13 protein-coding genes are annotated in these 17,386 nt (G+C 70.4%); 6 read left to right on the plus strand and 7 right to left on the minus strand.

The window, feature by feature from the left end:
- Window position 1: 1 nt before the first annotated feature.
- Together OG866_RS12820 and OG866_RS12825 are read right to left on the minus strand one after the other, a co-directional pair.
- A complete protein-coding gene (locus OG866_RS12820; RefSeq protein WP_329334323.1) occupies window positions 2–1,585 on the minus strand; it encodes an acyl-CoA carboxylase subunit beta in 1,584 nt (527 codons plus the stop codon).
- 154 nt (window positions 1,586–1,739) lie between these two features.
- Window positions 1,740–4,067 (minus strand): polysaccharide lyase 8 family protein, encoded by a 2,328-nt coding sequence (locus OG866_RS12825; RefSeq protein WP_329334325.1) that lies wholly within the window; start codon window positions 4,065–4,067, stop codon window positions 1,740–1,742.
- A 135-nt stretch (window positions 4,068–4,202) separates the two neighbouring features.
- On the opposite strand from OG866_RS12825, the gene OG866_RS12830 reads away from it, so the two are divergent.
- Window positions 4,203–4,757 carry a YceI family protein gene (locus tag OG866_RS12830; RefSeq protein WP_329334327.1) on the plus strand — a complete coding sequence of 185 codons (555 nt, stop codon included), beginning with the start codon at window positions 4,203–4,205 and terminating at the stop codon, window positions 4,755–4,757.
- A 35-nt stretch (window positions 4,758–4,792) separates the two neighbouring features.
- Here the strand turns inward: OG866_RS12830 and OG866_RS12835 are convergent, their stop codons facing one another.
- Window positions 4,793–5,869, minus strand: a complete 1,077-nt coding sequence (locus OG866_RS12835) for a septum formation family protein (RefSeq protein WP_329334329.1) — start codon at window positions 5,867–5,869, stop codon at window positions 4,793–4,795.
- Window positions 5,866–6,258 carry a hypothetical protein gene (locus OG866_RS12840; RefSeq protein ID WP_329334331.1) on the minus strand — a complete coding sequence of 131 codons (393 nt, stop codon included), beginning with the start codon at window positions 6,256–6,258 and terminating at the stop codon, window positions 5,866–5,868. The genes OG866_RS12835 and OG866_RS12840 overlap by 4 nt, the downstream gene beginning before the upstream one ends.
- A 324-nt stretch (window positions 6,259–6,582) precedes the next feature.
- Here OG866_RS12840 and OG866_RS12845 point away from each other — a divergent pair, with 324 nt between their 5' ends.
- The 4 genes from OG866_RS12845 (at window position 6,583) to OG866_RS12860 (ending at window position 10,219) form a co-directional block, all read left to right on the plus strand.
- Window positions 6,583–7,758, plus strand: coding sequence for a Cmx/CmrA family chloramphenicol efflux MFS transporter (locus OG866_RS12845; RefSeq protein ID WP_329334333.1), 1,176 nt, complete (start codon window positions 6,583–6,585; stop codon window positions 7,756–7,758).
- 137 nt (window positions 7,759–7,895) lie between these two features.
- Entirely contained in the window at window positions 7,896–8,129 is a 234-nt protein-coding gene (locus tag OG866_RS12850) for a hypothetical protein (RefSeq protein ID WP_329334335.1), read from the plus strand.
- Between the two features lie 74 nt (window positions 8,130–8,203).
- Window positions 8,204–9,274 carry a hypothetical protein gene (locus OG866_RS12855; protein WP_329334336.1) on the plus strand — a complete coding sequence of 357 codons (1,071 nt, stop codon included), beginning with the start codon at window positions 8,204–8,206 and terminating at the stop codon, window positions 9,272–9,274.
- A 159-nt stretch (window positions 9,275–9,433) separates the two neighbouring features.
- Window positions 9,434–10,219: a S1 family peptidase gene (locus tag OG866_RS12860; protein ID WP_329334337.1), complete on the plus strand. Its 786-nt coding sequence runs from the start codon at window positions 9,434–9,436 to the stop codon at window positions 10,217–10,219.
- 254 nt (window positions 10,220–10,473) lie between these two features.
- On the opposite strand, the gene OG866_RS12865 is transcribed toward OG866_RS12860, so the two are convergent.
- Window positions 10,474–11,856, minus strand: a complete 1,383-nt coding sequence (locus OG866_RS12865) for a hypothetical protein (RefSeq protein WP_329334338.1) — start codon at window positions 11,854–11,856, stop codon at window positions 10,474–10,476.
- A gap of 55 nt (window positions 11,857–11,911) precedes the next feature.
- The gene (locus OG866_RS12870; RefSeq protein ID WP_329334340.1) at window positions 11,912–14,914 is read right to left on the minus strand and encodes a glycoside hydrolase family 3 N-terminal domain-containing protein; all 3,003 of its coding nucleotides are present in this window, start codon (window positions 14,912–14,914) and stop codon (window positions 11,912–11,914) included.
- Window positions 14,915–15,049: 135 nt separating this feature from the next.
- Here OG866_RS12870 and OG866_RS12875 point away from each other — a divergent pair, with 135 nt between their 5' ends.
- Entirely contained in the window at window positions 15,050–16,915 is a 1,866-nt protein-coding gene (locus OG866_RS12875) for a ricin-type beta-trefoil lectin domain protein (RefSeq protein ID WP_329334342.1), read from the plus strand.
- Here the strand turns inward: OG866_RS12875 and OG866_RS12880 are convergent.
- On the minus strand, window positions 16,909–17,331 hold the full coding sequence (locus OG866_RS12880; RefSeq protein WP_329334344.1) for an ATP-binding protein: 423 nt from the start codon (window positions 17,329–17,331) through the stop codon (window positions 16,909–16,911). The two genes, OG866_RS12875 and OG866_RS12880, sit on opposite strands and share 7 nt — an antisense overlap.
- Between the last annotated feature and the right edge of the window lie 55 nt (window positions 17,332–17,386).

The raw sequence follows: 17,386 nt of genomic DNA on the forward strand, positions 1-17,386 counted from the left end.
GTTACTGCGGGGGGTTGCCGTGCTTGCGGGACGGCAGGTCGGCGTGCTTGGTCTGGAGCATCGCCAGGGACTTGATGAGGACCTCGCGGGTCTGCGCCGGGTCGATGACGTCGTCGACCAGGCCGCGCTCGGCCGCGTAGTACGGGTGCATCAGCTCGGACTTGTACTCCTTGACCATCTTCTGCCGCATGGCCTCGGGGTCCTCGGCCTCGGCGATCTGACGGCGGAAGATCACGTTGGCCGCGCCCTCGGCGCCCATCACGGCGATCTCGTTCGTCGGCCACGCGTAGGTGAGGTCGGCGCCGATGGACTGGCTGTCCATGACGATGTACGCACCGCCGTACGCCTTGCGCAGGATCAGCGAGATCCGCGGCACGGTCGCGTTGCAGTAGGCGTAAAGGAGCTTCGCGCCGTGGCGGATGATGCCGCCGTGCTCCTGGTCGACACCCGGAAGGAACCCGGGAACGTCCAGGAAGGTGACGATCGGAATGTTAAAAGCGTCACACATCTGGACAAAGCGCGCAGCTTTTTCCGATGCCTCGATGTCCAGGACGCCCGCGAGGGACTGCGGCTGGTTCGCCACGATGCCGACGACCTGGCCGTCGAGGCGGGCGAGCGCGCAGATGATGTTGCGGGCCCAGCGCTCGTGGACCTCCAGGTAGTCGCCGTCGTCGACGATCTCCTCGATGACCTTGGCCATGTCGTACGGCCGGTTGCCGTCGGCCGGGACCAGGTCGAGCAGGACGTCGCCGCGGCGGTCCGGCGCGTCCGTGGCCTCCGCGCGCGGCGGGTTCTCGCGGTTGTTCTGCGGGAGGAGGGAGAGGAGGTAGCGCACCTCCGCGATGCAGGTCTCCTCGTCGTCGTAGGCGAAGTGGCAGACGCCCGACGTCTCGGCGTGCACATCCGCACCGCCCAGGCCGTTCTGGGTGATCTCCTCGCCCGTCACCGCCTTGACCACGTCCGGGCCGGTGATGAACATCTGGGACGTCTCGCGGACCATGAACACGAAGTCCGTCAGCGCCGGGCTGTAGGCCGCGCCACCCGCGCACGGGCCGAGCATCACGCTGATCTGCGGGATGACACCGGACGCCTTGGTGTTGCGCTGGAAGATGCCGCCGTACCCGGCGAGGGCGGAGACGCCCTCCTGGATACGGGCGCCGGCGCCGTCGTTCAGCGACACCAGCGGCGCACCGGCCGCGATGGCCATGTCCATGATCTTGTGGATCTTGGTGGCGTGGGCCTCGCCCAGCGCGCCGCCGAAGATCCGGAAGTCATGGGCGTAGACGAAGACCGTGCGGCCCTCCACCGTGCCCCAGCCGGTGATGACACCGTCGCTGTACGGTTTCTTGGCCTCCAGACCGAACCCGACCGCGCGGTGTCGGCGCAGCTGCTCGACCTCCTGGAAGGACCCCGGGTCGAGAAGCAGTTCGATGCGCTCCCGTGCGGTCAGCTTGCCCTTGGCGTGCTGCGCCTCGGTCGCCTTCTCACTCGGTCCGGCCAGTGCCTGCGCACGGATCTCGTGCAGCTCGGCCACCCGCCCACGTGCGTCCGTCGGCTCACTCGGCGCGTCATCCAAAACGGTCATGTAGTGACCTTACGAAGCATCGCAAGGAAACCGGGCCGTCGACTCCGTACAGTCTCCGGCCCGTTTTCCTGGTAGCCCTGAACAGAACCTGAGCGGCATGCAGCCATTCCGACTGCTCAGAGGGCATCGGGCTTGTAGGGGTCAGACAAAGCCGTCAGGCGAGAGCCACCTCACATTCATGCGTGGCGCATGCCCTCCCTGGGGTGACACGGAGGCGCAGACGGCGGCCCGTGGCGAGGATCTCGACCGAGTCGTCGGCCCTCAGGACGGTGCGTACCGGGTGGTCCCAGATGATCTCCAGCGGCTCGCCCGTGCGCGGCGGCTCGCTCACACAGAGGGTGGCAGCGCGGCCCCGGCGCCGGACCAGCACGCTCGCGCCCGCGGAGGCGGTGAGCGGCCCTGCCGTCCCGGCCTGCCAGAAGTTGACGGCTGTCAGGCCGAGGGAGGGGACCCTGACCCCCTGCCGGGTGGCGTCGTTGGCGAGGACCGACATCCGGTGGCGGTCGACGGCCCGGGCGGCGGTCTCGTGACGGGTGGCGCCGGGCAGCAGGACATAGACGTACGAGGCGTCGGCCGGGTCGGTGCCGTGGTCGAACCAGAGGGTCTGCCAGCGGCGGGTGGCCCGTTCCGTCGTGCTGGTGGCGTTGATGTCGGACCAGGCACCGGTGCGGTCCTCGCGGAGGGTGCGGAGTGCGCCGTACGGCACCAGGTAGCCGCCGTGGCCTTCGAGGTGGGCCCAGCCGTGGCCGCGTACGAAGGTCTGGGTGCCGTTCTCCCCCAGGTTGCGGTTGTCGACCACCGTCTCGACCGGGACGCCGTCGGCGCAGGTGATGCCGGCGCCCAGGCAGATCACCGTGTCGTCGGCGCAGAACCATGACTTGCGGGCCTGGAGGGTGGAGCCGAGGCCCTTGAGGTGCTGGCCGATCGCCGCGTACTCGCCGTCGGTCACGCCTCCGACCCACCGCACGTCGGGCTTGGGCTCGCCCCACTCGCCGCCGGCCTTGTCGGGCAGGCGGCGCGTGGAGACGGTCGTACCGGGGAGGCGGTACCAGTCGACCGTCGGCCAGTACCAGTCCGTGTACTGATCGCCGTTCCCCTCGGCCCACCAGGAGAGCATTCCGGCGCCGGTGTGCCAGCCTCGCGGGTTCTCGCCGTTGCCGCACTCGTAGTGCGCGATGCGGTCGCTCGCCATGGCGAGGTTCGCGACGAAGCGGGGGCGTCGGTGGACGGCGCGGTCCATGGCGGCGAAGAGGTGGTGACCGAGCGGGGCGGGGACCGCGGGTTCCGGTGCTTCGGCCACGGCCTGGAGTCTGGCGAGGTCGGCGACCCCGAACTGACGTGCCGTCAAGATCGGTGTGACCGTGTCCCGTTCGATCCAGTCCTTGATACGGCCGTACCAGCGCTGTCGCTCCGCCGGGCTCGCGCCGGCCGCGAGGAGGGCGATGGCGGCGATGATGCCCTGGCCGTGGAAGTGGTCGCTGCGCATGACGTGCCGGTCGTCGCTCTTGAGGTAACCCCGGCTGATGGCACGCCCGTTGACGCTGTCCATCATCAACCCGTCGTGGATCAGGGGCGCGTAGGCGTGCTCGACGCTGTCGAGGACGATCTGCCGGACGGGGTCGGTGACTTCCCACTCCGATCCCGCGAGGAGGGCGAAGAGGCGGCCCAGGCCGTCGAGCAGGACCTGGCCGTACGTCCCCGAGTAGGCGACCCAGGTGTGCTGCACGAAGGAGCCGTCGGCGTAGAGGCCGTCGCCCTGGGTGACGTACGGGAAGACCGGGGAGAGCGCGTCGCGGGCGAGGGCGATGCGGTCGGGTGCACGGCCGAGGATGCCGCGCAGGGCGACGGAGCGGCACAGGTCGACGCGGTTGGCGCCGGTGGAGGTGCCGAAGTAGTCGGTGAGCATCGTGTCGGGGATGAAGTGGTCGACGGCGGCGCAGGCCTGCTGCCGCTGGGTGTCCGTGAGGTGGTCGTGGAGGGCGGCCACCAGGTCCATGAGCAGGCGGGGGCTGCCTATCTGCCACTCCCACCAGTTGCCGTAACGGGTGGTGGAGGGGTTGTAGACCGTGGCGGAGAGGTGGTCGAGGCCGCGCAGTACGTCCGCGAGGAGGGTGTCGTCGCCGGTGGAGCCGGTGCCGGGCTGGACCCAGGCCTGAGCCATGGTCCACAGGCGGCTGTAGCTCTGGGTGATGCCGGAGGGCGGGTCGTAGGGGCGGTCGGGCCACAGGGAGGCGGGGGCGGGGGACATGGCGGCCCGGAAGGCGCGGGCCAGTTCGCCGGTCTCGGCGAGGCGGGAGGCGTAGGGCTCGGCGGTGGGGTCGTAGCCGTCACCGAGGGAGAGGCCGAGCCAGCGGTGGCGGAGGTCGGCGTAGGGGTCGGGGTCGGCGGCTCGACTCACCGAGGTGCTGGTGGCGACGAGGGTCGCCGCGAGTAACAGGGCCCTGCGGGTGAGTCTCAGGGAAGTGCCGTGACGTGGGTTCATGCCTTGGGCATCTACCACCTCAGGGTATTCGCGCCAACACGTTGCGGATGATGTTGAAACTTGAATGGAATAGGTCTACCGTCGTCCGTGTTGGATAGTTCAACGTTCAACTTACTCACTCCGAAGGAGCACACCATGGCGAACACCGACCTGACCGCCCTGACCGGTGACTACACGATCGACACGGCCCACTCCACGATCGGCTTCACCGTCCGTCACGCCATGGTCACCAACGTCAAGGGGAAGTTCCTCGACTTCAGCGGCTCGCTGCACCTGGACGGCGGCGACCCGTCCGCGTCGTCGGCCTCCATCGACGTCAAGATGGAGAGCATCGACACCGGCTCCGCCGACCGCGACGCTCACCTCAAGAGCGCGGACTTCTTCAAGATCGAGGAGTTCCCGACCATGACCTTCCGCTCCACCAAGGCGGAGTCCCTGGGCGGCGAGGACTACCGGATCACCGGTGACCTGACCATCCTCGGCACCACCAAGCCGCTCAGCATCGACCTGGAGTTCAACGGCGCCGCGAAGGACCCGTTCGGCAACGAGCGCGTCGGCTTCGAGGGCAAGGCGGAGATCCTGCGCTCGGAGTGGGGCCTGACGTGGAACGCCGCGCTGGAGACGGGCGGGGTGCTGGTCTCCGACAAGATCAAGCTGAACTTCGACATCTCGGCGATCAAGAACGCGTGAGCCATCGGCGAGGGCGCCGGTGAGCTGCTCGTGGCTCACCGGCGCTTCGGCGCCATGGCGGCACCGTCGGCCCTGCGGACGGTGCAGACGACGTAGTGCGCTCCGGATTCCCAGGAGAGCTCGCTCACCCAGGAGCCCGCCGAGTAGGCCGACGAGGCGTAGCCGTGCTCGGCCGGCGGCACAGCGATCTCGCAGTAGCGGCCCGGGTCCCCCTTGATCTGGCCGAACGTCATGTCGGAGCCGAACCGGGCGAACCCGAGCACTTCCTCGTCGTGCGGTTGGGAGCAGGAGGCCAGGCGGGCGCTCCGGCTCGACACCACGTCGAGGCAGTCGCCCTTCTGCATGTTGGCCGTGCCGAGGAAGCTGTACCCGGGCTTCCGGAAGGCGTCGAGCGGTCCGTACACGGGGCCGTGCGCGCCCAGCACCAGGCACGACGTGACGCGGCCCGCGCCCTGGAACGTGGCCCGCGTCGGGACCACGGCGAAGCTGCGGACGTCGGGGAGCTTCGCACGCGCCTTCCTGGTGCGCTGTTCGCACTTCACGGGCCCCTCCCGGCGCGCCTCGGCAGCACTCTCGGCAGGGACGACCGCGAGCACCTGGCCGTCGGGGTACGTGGTGCAGGTGGACTCCTCCGTCAGCCGTGGCACCCCGTCGAAGCGAACGCCCCCCGGCCACGCCGCGACGACACAGTCACCGACGGCGAGTGGTGTGCCGACCTCCACCACCGCCCCCGGGCCGGTCAACTCCGCTTCACCGGACCGCCATTGCATCAGTCCCAGCGCCACCCCGCCGACCGCGGCGACGCCCACGGCACCCGCCAGCACCGCCCGCACGAGTCCGCCGCCTCGGCGCTTCCGTTCAGGGCCGGCGGACAGAACCAGCGCGGGCAACTCGGCCACCATGCACGGCTCGTGCGCGTCGGCCACCTCGGCCGCGGTGAACGGCACCCGCGTACCCGCGGACGGCAGCGGTACCCCCAACAGCCCCGCCACCACCCGCCGTTGCAGCGGATACTCCCCGAACCGCGGCGCCGGCAGCTCCTCCCGGACCCCGTCCCCCGGCGCTGCCCCGAAGAACATCATCAGCACCCGCCGCCACAGTGGCGCCCTCACTGACCGCTCCCGGGACCGGCCGTCTCCAGGGAACTCTCGGCCTGGGCCGGCGTCCCCGCGACCAGGCTCGCCACCTGGGGGACCGCCCCCAGCGTGGCCAGTACCGCGGGGGCGCAGACGCCGAGGGCCACCGCCGCGTACGCCCCGCTGATCTGGCCGCTCGCTCCGAAGAGGAGGGCTGTTGTCGCGCCGATGGCAGCACGGAGGACGGCGAGGCAGGTGTGGGCGGCCAGGTCCAGGTACTGCCGTAGGGGTGGGGGCTTCGCGCGGCGGCGGCCCGTGGAGGTGCGGCGCGCGGCCTGCCATTGCGCGCAGCCCCGGAAGACGGCCAGGAGCTCGACGCTCAGGCCTCCCCCGGCGCCCAGCACGCCGAACTGCCACCAGGTCATCGCGTCCCCCGTCGCTGCCAGTGGTCGTCCAGCATTCCGACTCGGCGCGGGGAAGGGGAGCGGACTACGGACGACGCGGGACAAATACGTTACAGAGTGCGACGGTTGCAGTAGTCGACGTACGGCGTCGTTAATCCCTGCGCGGGACCGGGTCGAACGAGTAGCCTGCCCGCGTGTCCAGCCCCGAGGCGTCCAGACTCCGGCCACCGGCTCTCCGGTGGCTGCTCGTGACGTCGGGCTGACAGGCCCCGCTCCGCGCTGCCCGGACGGCCGGTACTTCGTGCCGTGTACGACTTCTTCTGCTTCGGGTTGCGGAGTTCCTTCATGCCGTTCGCTTTGTTCCTGCTGGGCGTCGCCGTGTTCGCCCAGGGGACGTCCGAGTTCATGCTGTCCGGGCTGCTGCCGGACATCGCCCGTGAGCTGCGTGTGTCCGTCACGGACGCGGGCTCGCTCACCTCTGCCTTCGCCGTGGGGATGGTGGTCGGCGCGCCCCTGATGGCCGGGCTCGCCCGGCGCTGGTCACGGCGGGGGGCGCTGCTGGGGTTTCTGGTCGCCTTCCTCTGCGCTCACGTGGTCGGCGCGATGACGGGGAGTTTCGAAGTGCTGCTCGCCACGCGGGTCGTGGGGGCGCTGGCCAACGCCGGGTTCCTGGCCGTCGCCCTGGTCGCGGCCGTCGAGATGGTGCCGCCGGACGCCAAGGGGCGGGCGACCTCGACGCTGCTGGGCGGGGTCACGCTGGCCTGTGTCGTAGGGGTGCCCGCCGGGGCGCTGCTGGGCCAACTGTGGGGCTGGCGTGCGGCGTTCTGGGCGGTGGCGCTCGTGGCCGTGCCGGCCGTGGTGGCCGTGGCCCGGTCCGTACCCCGCAGTCCCGCCGGGCAAGCTCCCGCGCTGGGCGGTGAGTTGAGGTCGCTCCGCTCTCCCCGGCTGCTCGCTCTGCTCCTGCTCGGCGCGCTCGTGAACGGGGCGACCTTCTGCTCGTTCACCTATCTCGCGCCCCTCGCCACCGAAGTCACCGGGCTGGGCGACGGATGGGTACCGGTCGTGCTCGCGCTGTTCGGCCTCGGGGCGTTCGTCGGAGTACGGGTCGGCGGTCACCTCGCCGACCGGCGGCCGGTGACGGTCGTGGGCGGTGGTGGTGTCGCCCTGTGCGTGGGCTGGGTCGCGCTCGCGCTCGGCGCCAACGACCCGGCCGTGGCGCTCGGGCTCGTGCTCGTGCAGGGGGCGCTCTCCTTCGGCGTCGGGTCCGCGCTGATCTCCCGGGCGCTGTACGCGGCACCGGGCGCCCCGACGCTGGCCGGTGGCTTCGCCACGGCCGCCTTCAACGTGGGGGCCGCTTGCGGACCTTGGCTCGGCGGTGCGGCGATCGGCGACGGCGCTTATCGGGCGCCGTTGTGGGTGAGCGCGGGGCTGGTGGCGCTGGCCCTGGTGACGGGAGCCGGCGCCCTGGCCGGCGTACGGCGGAAAGAGGGCGCGGAGCAGGAGCCTCGTCCCGCACCATGAGCCGTATGACCGCTGCCGCTCCCGCACCCGCACCGCATGCCACCTGGGTTCTCGTCGCCTCGTACGAGAACGTCGCCGGATGTCCCCGCCCCCTGGCCGCCGTTCGCGCTTGACTGCGTGAGCGCGGCATCGACTGGATGCCGTTCGTCGGTGAGGAGATCCGGTGGGATCTCGCGTGCGGGCCCGGTGCGGACGGGCGGTGGCACGGGTGGTTCGCGGTGTATGTCGACGGCGAGGCGTTGCGGCGGCTCGGGCTGCATCCGAGCCAGTCGGCCTCCGTCGTCGACGGGCCCTCGCCGCCCGCGTGGTGGCATGCCGCCGGGGAGCGGTACGGGCGGCGGTGGCCGGTCTCGCCCCGGCGCCGCGCCTGAACCGGCCCGGCACATGTGAGGATCCGTCGATTACGGCCACCGCGCCGGCCGCGGCTCGCTACCTTCCCGGAATCATGGAACGTGAAGTGGCGGACACCGGTGTCCGGGGGCAACGGCAGGTCGGCGCCGTGGGCTGTGGGGCCCGCGGTACGGGGTGTTTCTTACGCGTCGCCGGGTTCTTCGCGGCGATGGGCGGGGCCGGGCATCTGCGGGCCCCCTCGGTCTACGACTACGGCAATCCCGGGAACGCGATCTGGACGGGACTGCTGATGATCGCCGGGGGAATGGCGGCGGTCGTCGCGGGGTCGCGGCTCGCCCGGCACGGGCGTCGGCACACCGCCCGGGTGCTGGAGCGGCCGGAGGAGTTGCCGGACCGGAGGTTCACGCTGTATCTGCGCCCCTTCGACGTGGACCACGCGTTGAACAGGGTGATGCAGGCGCCCAGGGCCAGTCTGCGCGAGCGGGTCACCCACACCAGTGGGCGGACGTTCGAGGAGGCGCTGGCGCGCGGACTGCGGCGCCGGTTCGGGCGGGTCGTGGCGGTCGGGAAGCCGGGCGAGCGGCTGCCGTTGCCCGGCGCCGACCGCTTCTATCTGCCGCTGGCCGAGTGGCAGGCGCCGGTCAGCGCGCTGATCGGGCGGGCCCGTGTCGTCGCGCTCGTGACCGGTTCGAGCGCCGGCACGCTGTGGGAACTCACCGAGTGCATGCGGCTGTTGCCGCCGGAACGGCTGCTGCTCCTCGTCTTCTCGGACGAGGTGGAGTACGAGGAGTTCCGCGCGGCCGTTCCCGCGGCCTTCGAGGAGCGGTCGCGGGAGCTGGTCGGCGAGGGTTCGGTGGGTGAGGGTTCGGTGCCCTTGCGGACGCCCGTCTTCCCGGCGTATCCGCCGCTGCACAATCCTCAATCCCTCGTCCGCGGAACGGGACTTCAGGGGCTCATTCACTTCGACGCCGCCTGGCAGCCGACGTTCACACGCTGCGACTACACCCGTTTCTGGACGCTCACACTCATGGGGCGGCAGATGAAGATGGAGCGGCGCATGGTGCGGCCGGTGCTCCGGCGGCTGGCCGAGGCGACGGTCGAGGGGGCGGCCGAGGGAGCGGCCGAGGGAGCGGACGGGCGTGGCCGAATCGCGCCCCTTGCCTGAGGTCTCACAGCGTTCTCATAATCCACGGACAGATTTGACTTGCTCATGCCATCCGATGGGCACTTCTTTGCCGTGCCGACCGGTATCGACCTGCATGCGCGCGTCACGTCTGTGAAGCAAGTGATCCGAGCACTTCCACCCCCCACGGAAGGCATCACGTTGAAGAGACTCCTCACGGCCCTCAAGAGATGTGCGGCCCTCGGCGCCGCCGCCCTCGCGATCGCCAGTCTCCAGCCCCTCTCGACCGCGCAGGCGGCTCCCGCGCCCGTCGTCGGCGGGACCCGGGCCGCGCAGGGCGAGTTCCCGTTCATGGTCCGGCTCTCCATGGGCTGTGGCGGGGCGCTCTACACCCAGCAGCTCGTGCTCACCGCGGCGCACTGTGTGAGCGGGTCCGGCAACAACACGAGCATCACCGCGACCGCCGGGGTCGTCGACCTCCAGTCCACCAGCGGGCGCGTCCAGGTCCGTTCCACCAAGGTCCTCCAGGCGCCGGGTTACAACGGCACCGGCAAGGACTGGGCGCTCATCAAACTGGCCCAGCCCATCAACCTGCCGACGCTGAAGGTCGCGACCAACTCGCAGTACAACACCGGTGACTTCACCGTCGCCGGATGGGGTGCGGCGCGTGAGGGCGGGGCTCAGCAGCGGTATCTCCTCAAGGCCACGGTGCCGTTCGTCAGTGACGCCACGTGCCGGTCGTACGGCGGGTCCTACTCGGGGCTGGTCGCGAACGAGGAGATCTGCGCCGGGTTCGCCTCCGGCGGGGTCGACACCTGCCAGGGGGACTCCGGTGGGCCGATGTTCCGGAAGGACAGCGCCGGGGCCTGGATTCAGGTCGGGATCGTCAGTTGGGGTGAGGGGTGCGCTCGGCCGAACGCGCCTGGTGTGTACACCGAGGTGTCCACATTCGCCTCGGCGATAGCGTCGGCGGCGTCGACTCTCTGACGACGGTCGTCACCCGTCCCATCCCTGGGGGCTGCCGCCCCCAGACCCCCGCTTCGGCCCCGAAAGGGCCTCGTCCTCAAACGCCGGACGGGCTGGGTTTCTCAGCCCCTCCGGCGTTTGAGGAGCGGGGGTCCAGGGGGCAGAGCCCCCTGGGAGCGGGGTGGAAGGGGCGGCAGCCCCTGGGGATGGGACGGGTAGGGGCGGCGGGGGCGAAGAGAAGTCTGTGTGAGCCCGGCCCCTCAGAACCCGCCCCCTCAGAACCCGCCCCCGAAGTCCCCTCCCCCACCGAAGTCGCCGCCCCCGTCCCCTCCCCCGAACCCCCCACTGAAGTCGTCCGAGTCGAAGTCCGCGCCCGAGACGTCGCCGCCCTCGTAGCCTCCGGGACCACCGAAGTCGCCGTAGCCGCTGCCGTAGTCGGACGCGTACGCCGGGGTCGCCATCATGCTGCCCAGGACCGTGCCGACGAGGAGGCCGGGGAGGATGCCGCCACCGAAGTAGCCGCCTGCCCAGGGGCCGTAGGCCGGGCCCGCGTCCCAGTAGGGGCGGCGGCCCGCGTCCGTGTCGACCTCGCGCATGACCGGATCGCGGCCGTCGGCGAGCCGGGTCGCGTCGGCGGCGCAGACCGGGACCTCGCGCGGGGCGCCGGAGGGGGGTGTCCAGGTGGCGTCGGTGACCGAGGGGCCGTGGCGGGGGTCGAAGAAGCAGGGGGCCCGGCGTTCCGGCAGGGGCCCGCCCTCTCTACGAGCCGCCAGCTGGGCCAGGGAGAAGCGGCCTTCCTCCAGGGTTTGAGTGACCGCTCGTACCTCTTCCGGCTTCCGTACCTCCGCCATCAGGGTCTTCGCCTGCTCGTAGGCGTCCAGCGCGCGCTCGTAGTCCGCGCGCATCGCGTCGTCCGCGCCCTGTTCGGCGGGGTGGAAGTCGAGGCGGTCCAGTTCCTCGCCGAAGGCGGTGATGTCCTCGTCGACCACCACCCGCAGCTTCTCCAGCGCGGCCCGCTGCTCCTCCTCGTGGCGCCGCCGGTTGCGGCGGACCAGGGCGTAGCCGCCCGCCCCGCCGGCCACCAGCACCGCGCCCACCGTGATCAGCGCGCCCGTCGGGACGCCGCCGCCGTCCGAGGACGAGTTCCAGCTCGCCGGGGCCGAGCCCCCCATGTTCGTCAGCGCGCTGTTCGTGAAGTCGCTCAGCTGGGCCCGGGTGTCCTCGCCCTCGACCGTGGTGACGAGGTTCCGTACGGCCGCGCGCGGCAGCACCGCGGCGTCGGCGCGGGCGTCGAACGCGTCGCCCAGGCGGATCGCGTAGAGGCCGGTGACACCGGTCGCCGTGCGCAGCTTGGTGAACAGGTTCTGGGTGGGGTAGCCGGCCGGCAGAACCGCGATGAAGAGCGGTTTGTCGGCGTTCTTGATCTGGTCGGCCAGGGTGGTCGCGTCGGAGGCGGACAGCTGGTCCGATGCTGCCGGGTCCACATAGACGGGGGTGTCGCGGAGCGCCTCGGCGATCGTCGAGACACTCGTGACGGTCGTGACGGTCGTGGCGGCGGCCGTGGGCGGCGCGGGGGCCACCCACAGCACGGTCAGGGCCGCGAGCGCCAGGGCCGCCGCCAGTCTTGAGAGGCCTCGGGTCCGTGGAGCGGACTTCATACTCCGACGCTACCCGAAGCCTCCCAAACCGGACATCGACGCAGGTCAGCCCGAGTCAGTCGGCCCGATAGGCCGCCAGCAGGCTCTCCACCGCCTTTCCGTACCTGCCGGTCAGCAGCAGGTGGTCCGCCTCCGCGAACGGCTTCGCCAGCGCCGCCGCCATCGGACGCTGCTGGACGATCAGCCTCGCCTTGGTCACCAGGGCGCGGCCCGTCTCGTCCGCCCCGGTCCGCTCGGCCACCGCCGCCGCGACGGCGAGCGCCTTCAGGGTCGTGGCGCCGCCCTCGGGGACCTTGGTCAGCGTCGCGAGGCCCCAGCCGTACGGGAATTGCGGGTCGTACGTCGGGTCGCCGACGTTGATCGGGAGCTGGGCCTCCGACTTCGGCCAGGTGACGGGGAGTTGGCCGGTGAAGGGCCGCTTGCCGTAGAGCACGTCGGCGACTCCGGCGCCCTCGGTGCCCGGCAGCCAGGAGGCGACGAGGGAGTCGATCTCGCCCAGTCGGTCGCCGATCAACTGCGGGCGCCCGGAGACGATCAGCACCGCGCATTTCATGGCCGCGCACACCGTGTCGACGGCTGCCTTGTCGGCCGCGGACAGCTCCAGGTCGTTGCCATTGCCGACGTCTCCGACGCCCTCGGCGTAGGGGGTCTCCCCGACGACGACCACGCCGACGTCATAGCCGGTCGTGGGCGCGGAGGCGTCCTTGGAGTACGTCACCTGGGAGGCGTCCTGACGCATGGCCTCCAGGATCGTCGTACCAGGGACGATGTCTCCCGACGCGCCCTGCCAGGTGACCGTCCAGCCGCCGGTCTGGTTGCCGATGTCATCGGCGTTGGAGCCGGCGACGTACACCTTCTGGGACTTCTTCAGCGGCAGTACGCCGCCCGCGTTCTTCAGCAGCACCTGCGACTCGGCCGCCGCCTGCCGGGCCACGGCACGGTGTTCCGCGGAACCGATCCTCGCCGCGCCGCTGGTGTCGGCGTACGGCTTCTCGAAGAGCCCGAGCTTGAACTTCTGCGTGAGGATGCGGGACACGGCGTCGTTGATGCGTGCCTCGCTGACGCGTCCCGCCTCGGCCTCCGCCACCAGGCCGGTGCGGAAGTCCTTGTAGGCGTACGGGGCCATCACCATGTCCACGCCCGCGTTCACCGACGTACGGATGTCGCTCGGGTAGTCGCCGGGGATCTGGTTGATGCCGTCCCAGTCGCTGATGACGAAGCCGTCGAAGCCCATCCGGCCCTTCAGGACGCCGTTGATCATGTCGGCGCGGGCGTGCATCTTGACCGGGCCCTGTCCGTCGCCGATGACGTCCAGGGAGGAGTACGACGGCATGACCGTGCCGACGCCGCGGTCGACGGCCGTCTCGTACGGGGCGAGGTGGACCGCCTCCAGCTGCTGCCGGGTGACCGTGGTGACGCCCTGGTCGATGGTGTAGGTGCCGGTGGTGGAGGAGCCGTAGGCGGTGCCGCCGTCGCCGACGAAGTGCTTGGCGGTGGCGAGGACCTTGTCGTCGTCCTTCAGGTCCTTGCCGTTCGCGGCGCCTTGGAGGCCCTGGATGATCGTCTCCATGGACTCGACGAGGGCCGGGTCCTCGCCGAAGGACTCGTAGGAGCGGCCCCAGCGTTCGTCGCGGGTCACGCAGAGGCAGGGTGCGAAGTCCCAGGGGATGCCGGTGGCACGGACCTCGGCGGCGGTCACCGCCCCGGTGCGCTGGGCGAGTTGGGGGTCGCGGGTGGCGCCGAGGCCGATGTTGTGGGGCATGACGGTGGCGCCGACCAGGTTGTTGTGGCCGTGGACGGCGTCGACGCCGTAGATCAGGGGGATCTGGAACCTGGTCGCCTGGGCCCGGAGTTGGAAGGAGTCGATCATCTTCGCCCAGGCTTCGGGGGTGTTGGGCGTGGGGGTGGAGCCGCCGCCGGAGAGAAGGGAGCCGAGGGCGTACGTGGCGATGTCGCCGCCCGCCCCGACGGCGCCGCGCTCGGCCTGCGTCATCTGACCCGCCTTCTCCGCGAGGGACATCCGCGAGAGGAGGTCGGCGACGCGCTTCTTCACGGACAACTTGGCGTCCAGATACGGCAGTCCGTGCGCGTCGACGACGATCTGCGGGGTCTCGGCGGGGGCCTTGGCGCCGGTGACGGCGAGCTTGAGGGGGATGGTTTCCGCTGCCTCGGCGGACTTGTCCTTCAGGGTCGGGACCTCGACGGTCCGCGTGGCGCCGGACGTCGTACCCGCCGGGAAGGTGAGGGTGCCGGAGACGGGCGGGTAGTCCTTTCCGGGCTCGGCGGTGCCGCCCGTGGTCTCGTAGGTGACCGTCACGGGCTCGTCGAGGGGCGCGGAGCCGGTGGTGGCGACGGTGACGGCGACGGCGGCCGTCGCACCCTCCTTCACCGGGTAGACGGCGGCGTCGGTGAGGACGTTCACGCGCCGGGATTGATCGGCCTTGCCGTACAACTCGACGCCGTCCATGGCGAATTGCCCGGGTGCGCCGACGGGGAGCGTGACCGCGTACCCCCAGGTCTCGGTGAGGCCGAGGACGTGGTCGATGCCGCCGACGGGCTGGTAGTCGGTGCGGTAGGCGAAGTCGGTGAAGGGGATCTCGATCTGTCTCCAGCCGCTGAAGTCGTCCGTGAAGGACGTGGTCCACAGCTCGGAGGCCTCGCCGTGGGCGCCACCGTCCTTGAGCTCGAAGGCGATCTTCTTGGCATTGTTCTGCCCGTCCCACCAGAAGCGGATGCCCTTGTGGGCGGACCAGTCGTGGGCGGGTTCGGTGGCGGCGAAGTCGTGGGTGAAGCCGCCGTAGCCGCTGATGTCATAGGTCCCGGAGAGGACCTTGGCGCCCTCGGGGGCGTCGGCGCGGTCGGCGAAGGAGAGTTGCGGCGGGTCGTCGTTGTCGCTGCCCCAGGTGAAGATGCCGTCGGCGGGCTGGGCCGCGAACGGCACCTCACCCTCGAAGCGGTCGACGGGCGTCGGGGCGGGGTCGGCGGCGGCCCGGGAGACGGTCGGGGACAGCAGAGCGGTGAGCAAGGCGGCTGAGACGAGCAGAGCGGTTCTTGGCATAGACCATTCCTCGACTCTCTGGTTCACTCATGACTTAGATCACACCGTGAGTTAACTAACGGCCCACACGTCCGTCAAGACGCCACGTCAGAGATTCGGGTACCCACATCAGACATTTCAGGAAGGGCGACCAGCATGAGGAGAACCCCCCGCGCGATCCGGCTGCTGCTGGCCGGACTGCTCTCCACGGCCGGCATCACCGCGGCCACCGTCCCCGCACAGGCCGCGGGTGAGCAGGTCACCGCCTATCTCACCACCACCGACGACTCCGGCGGCCGCCATGTCACCCGCGGCCTCCAGGCGCAGACACCGTTCGCCTTCCAGTCCGGTTCGGGCGGCAGTGGCGAGAACATCACCGTCGACGAGAACACCCGCTATCAGACCTTCACCGGCGGCGGCGCGTCCTTCACGGACACCGCGGCCTGGCTGATGAACAGCAGTGGGGCGCTGTCCGCGGCGACCCGGAACGCGACCATGACCAAGCTGTTCTCACCGACGGACGGCATCGGCCTTTCGTTCCTGCGCAATCCGATGGGCGCCTCCGACCTGGCGCGGTTCGGCTACTCGTACGACGACGTGCCGGCCGGGCAGACCGACCCGAACCTCAACTCCTTCTCGATCGCGCACGACCTCGCCGACGTCGTGCCGCTCACCAAGCAGGCGGTCAGCCTCAACCCCTCTCTGACTGTCATGGCCTCGCCATGGACGGCGCCGGCCTGGATGAAGGACAGCGGCTCGCTCAACGGCGGCTGGCTCAAGTCCGAGGACTACGGGGCGTACGCCAACTACTTCGTGAAGTACCTCCAGGCGTACAAGGCTCAGGGCGTCAACGTCTCCTACGTGACCGCCCAGAACGAGCCGACATGCTGTTCGGGGTACCCCTCGATGAGCTGGAACGGCAGCGGGCTCGCGTACTTCACCAAGAGCGAGCTGCTGCCGAAGCTCCAGGCGGCGGGGCTGACCACCAAGGTCCTCGCGCACGACTGGAACTGGGACGTCTACGACTCCTACGCGGCGCCGACCGTCGACGACGCGGCGGTCCGTTCGCACCCCAACTTCGGCGGCATCGCCTGGCACGGGTACGGCGGTGACATCAACAAGCAGACGTCCGTGCACAACCAGTACCCGACGCTGGACGCCTTCGGGACCGAGCACTCCGGTGGCACCTGGATCGCCAACCAGCAGCGCGAGGACATGAACAACATCATCGACTACACCCGCAACTGGGCGAAGTCGGTGACCAAGTGGTCGCTGGCCGTGGACCAGAACATGGGCCCGCACAACGGCGGTTGCGGCACCTGCACCGGACTGATCACCGTGCACAACGGTGACGGCGCGAGCGGGACGGTGGACTACACCGTCGAGTACTACACGATGGGCCACCTGACGAAGTTCGTACGGCCGGGTGCTCAGCGGATCGCTTCGACGGCGTCCACCAATGTCCCCAATGTGGCCTGGCGCAACCCGGACGGTTCCAAGGCGCTGATCGCCTACAACGACGGGTCCGCCGCCAAGGCCGTCACCATCAACTGGGGAGGTCAGCACGCGACTTACTCGCTGCCGGGGAAGACGTCGGCGACCTTCACCTGGACGGGGACGCAGTCGGGTGGGGGCGGCCAGACCGGGGCGTTCGTCGGGCTGGCGAACAAGTGCCTCGATGTGGCGGGCGGTTCGACCACCAACGGCACCGCCGTGCAGCTCTACGACTGCAACGGGTCTTCCGCGCAGCAGTGGACCGTGGGCACGGACGGGTCGGTGCGGTCGCTCGGGAAGTGCCTGGACGTCACGTCGGCGTCCACCGCCGACGGGGCGAAGGTGCAGCTCTACGACTGCAACGGGACCGGGGCTCAGCAGTGGTCGTACAACGCGACCACTGGTGACGTGGTGAATGCCGCGGCCAACAAGTGCCTTGACGTGACCGGGAATTCCTCGGCCAATGGGGCTCGGGCGCAGATCTGGACCTGCACCGGGGCCGCCAACCAGAAGTGGCATCTTCAGTAACTCGGAGGAAGCTCGACACCCCTGAACTCGCACCACACGACCTTGCCCGGATCCCGCTCCCGCACGCCCCAGTCGTCGGAGAGAGCACGGACCAGGCGTAGGCCGCGCCCCCGCTCCGCGTCCAACAGCGGCTCCGGCAATCGCACTTCGCCGGGGCCGCTGTCGTGCACCTCGACCCGGAGGACCCCGTCGGTGGCGAGGGTGAGCCGGAGCTGGAAGCAGCGGTTCGGGGGGACGCCGTACAGGAGGGCGTTGGTGGCGAGTTCGCTCACGCAGAGCAGCACGTCGTCGCTCCGCTCGGTCACGCCCCACTCGGCGAGGGTGACGCGGGTGAGGTCCCGGGCCACGCCGATCGACCTGCGGTCTCTGGCGTAGAGGGCGATGCGGGCGCGGAGGCGTTCAGCTGAGGTGTTCACGGGGCGACTGTCACAGGGGGTGACTATCGTGGGGCAGGGAGTGAGGTCGTAGTGC

The organism is Streptomyces sp. NBC_00663 (assembly GCF_036226885.1).
GTDB lineage: Bacteria > Actinomycetota > Actinomycetes > Streptomycetales > Streptomycetaceae > Streptomyces.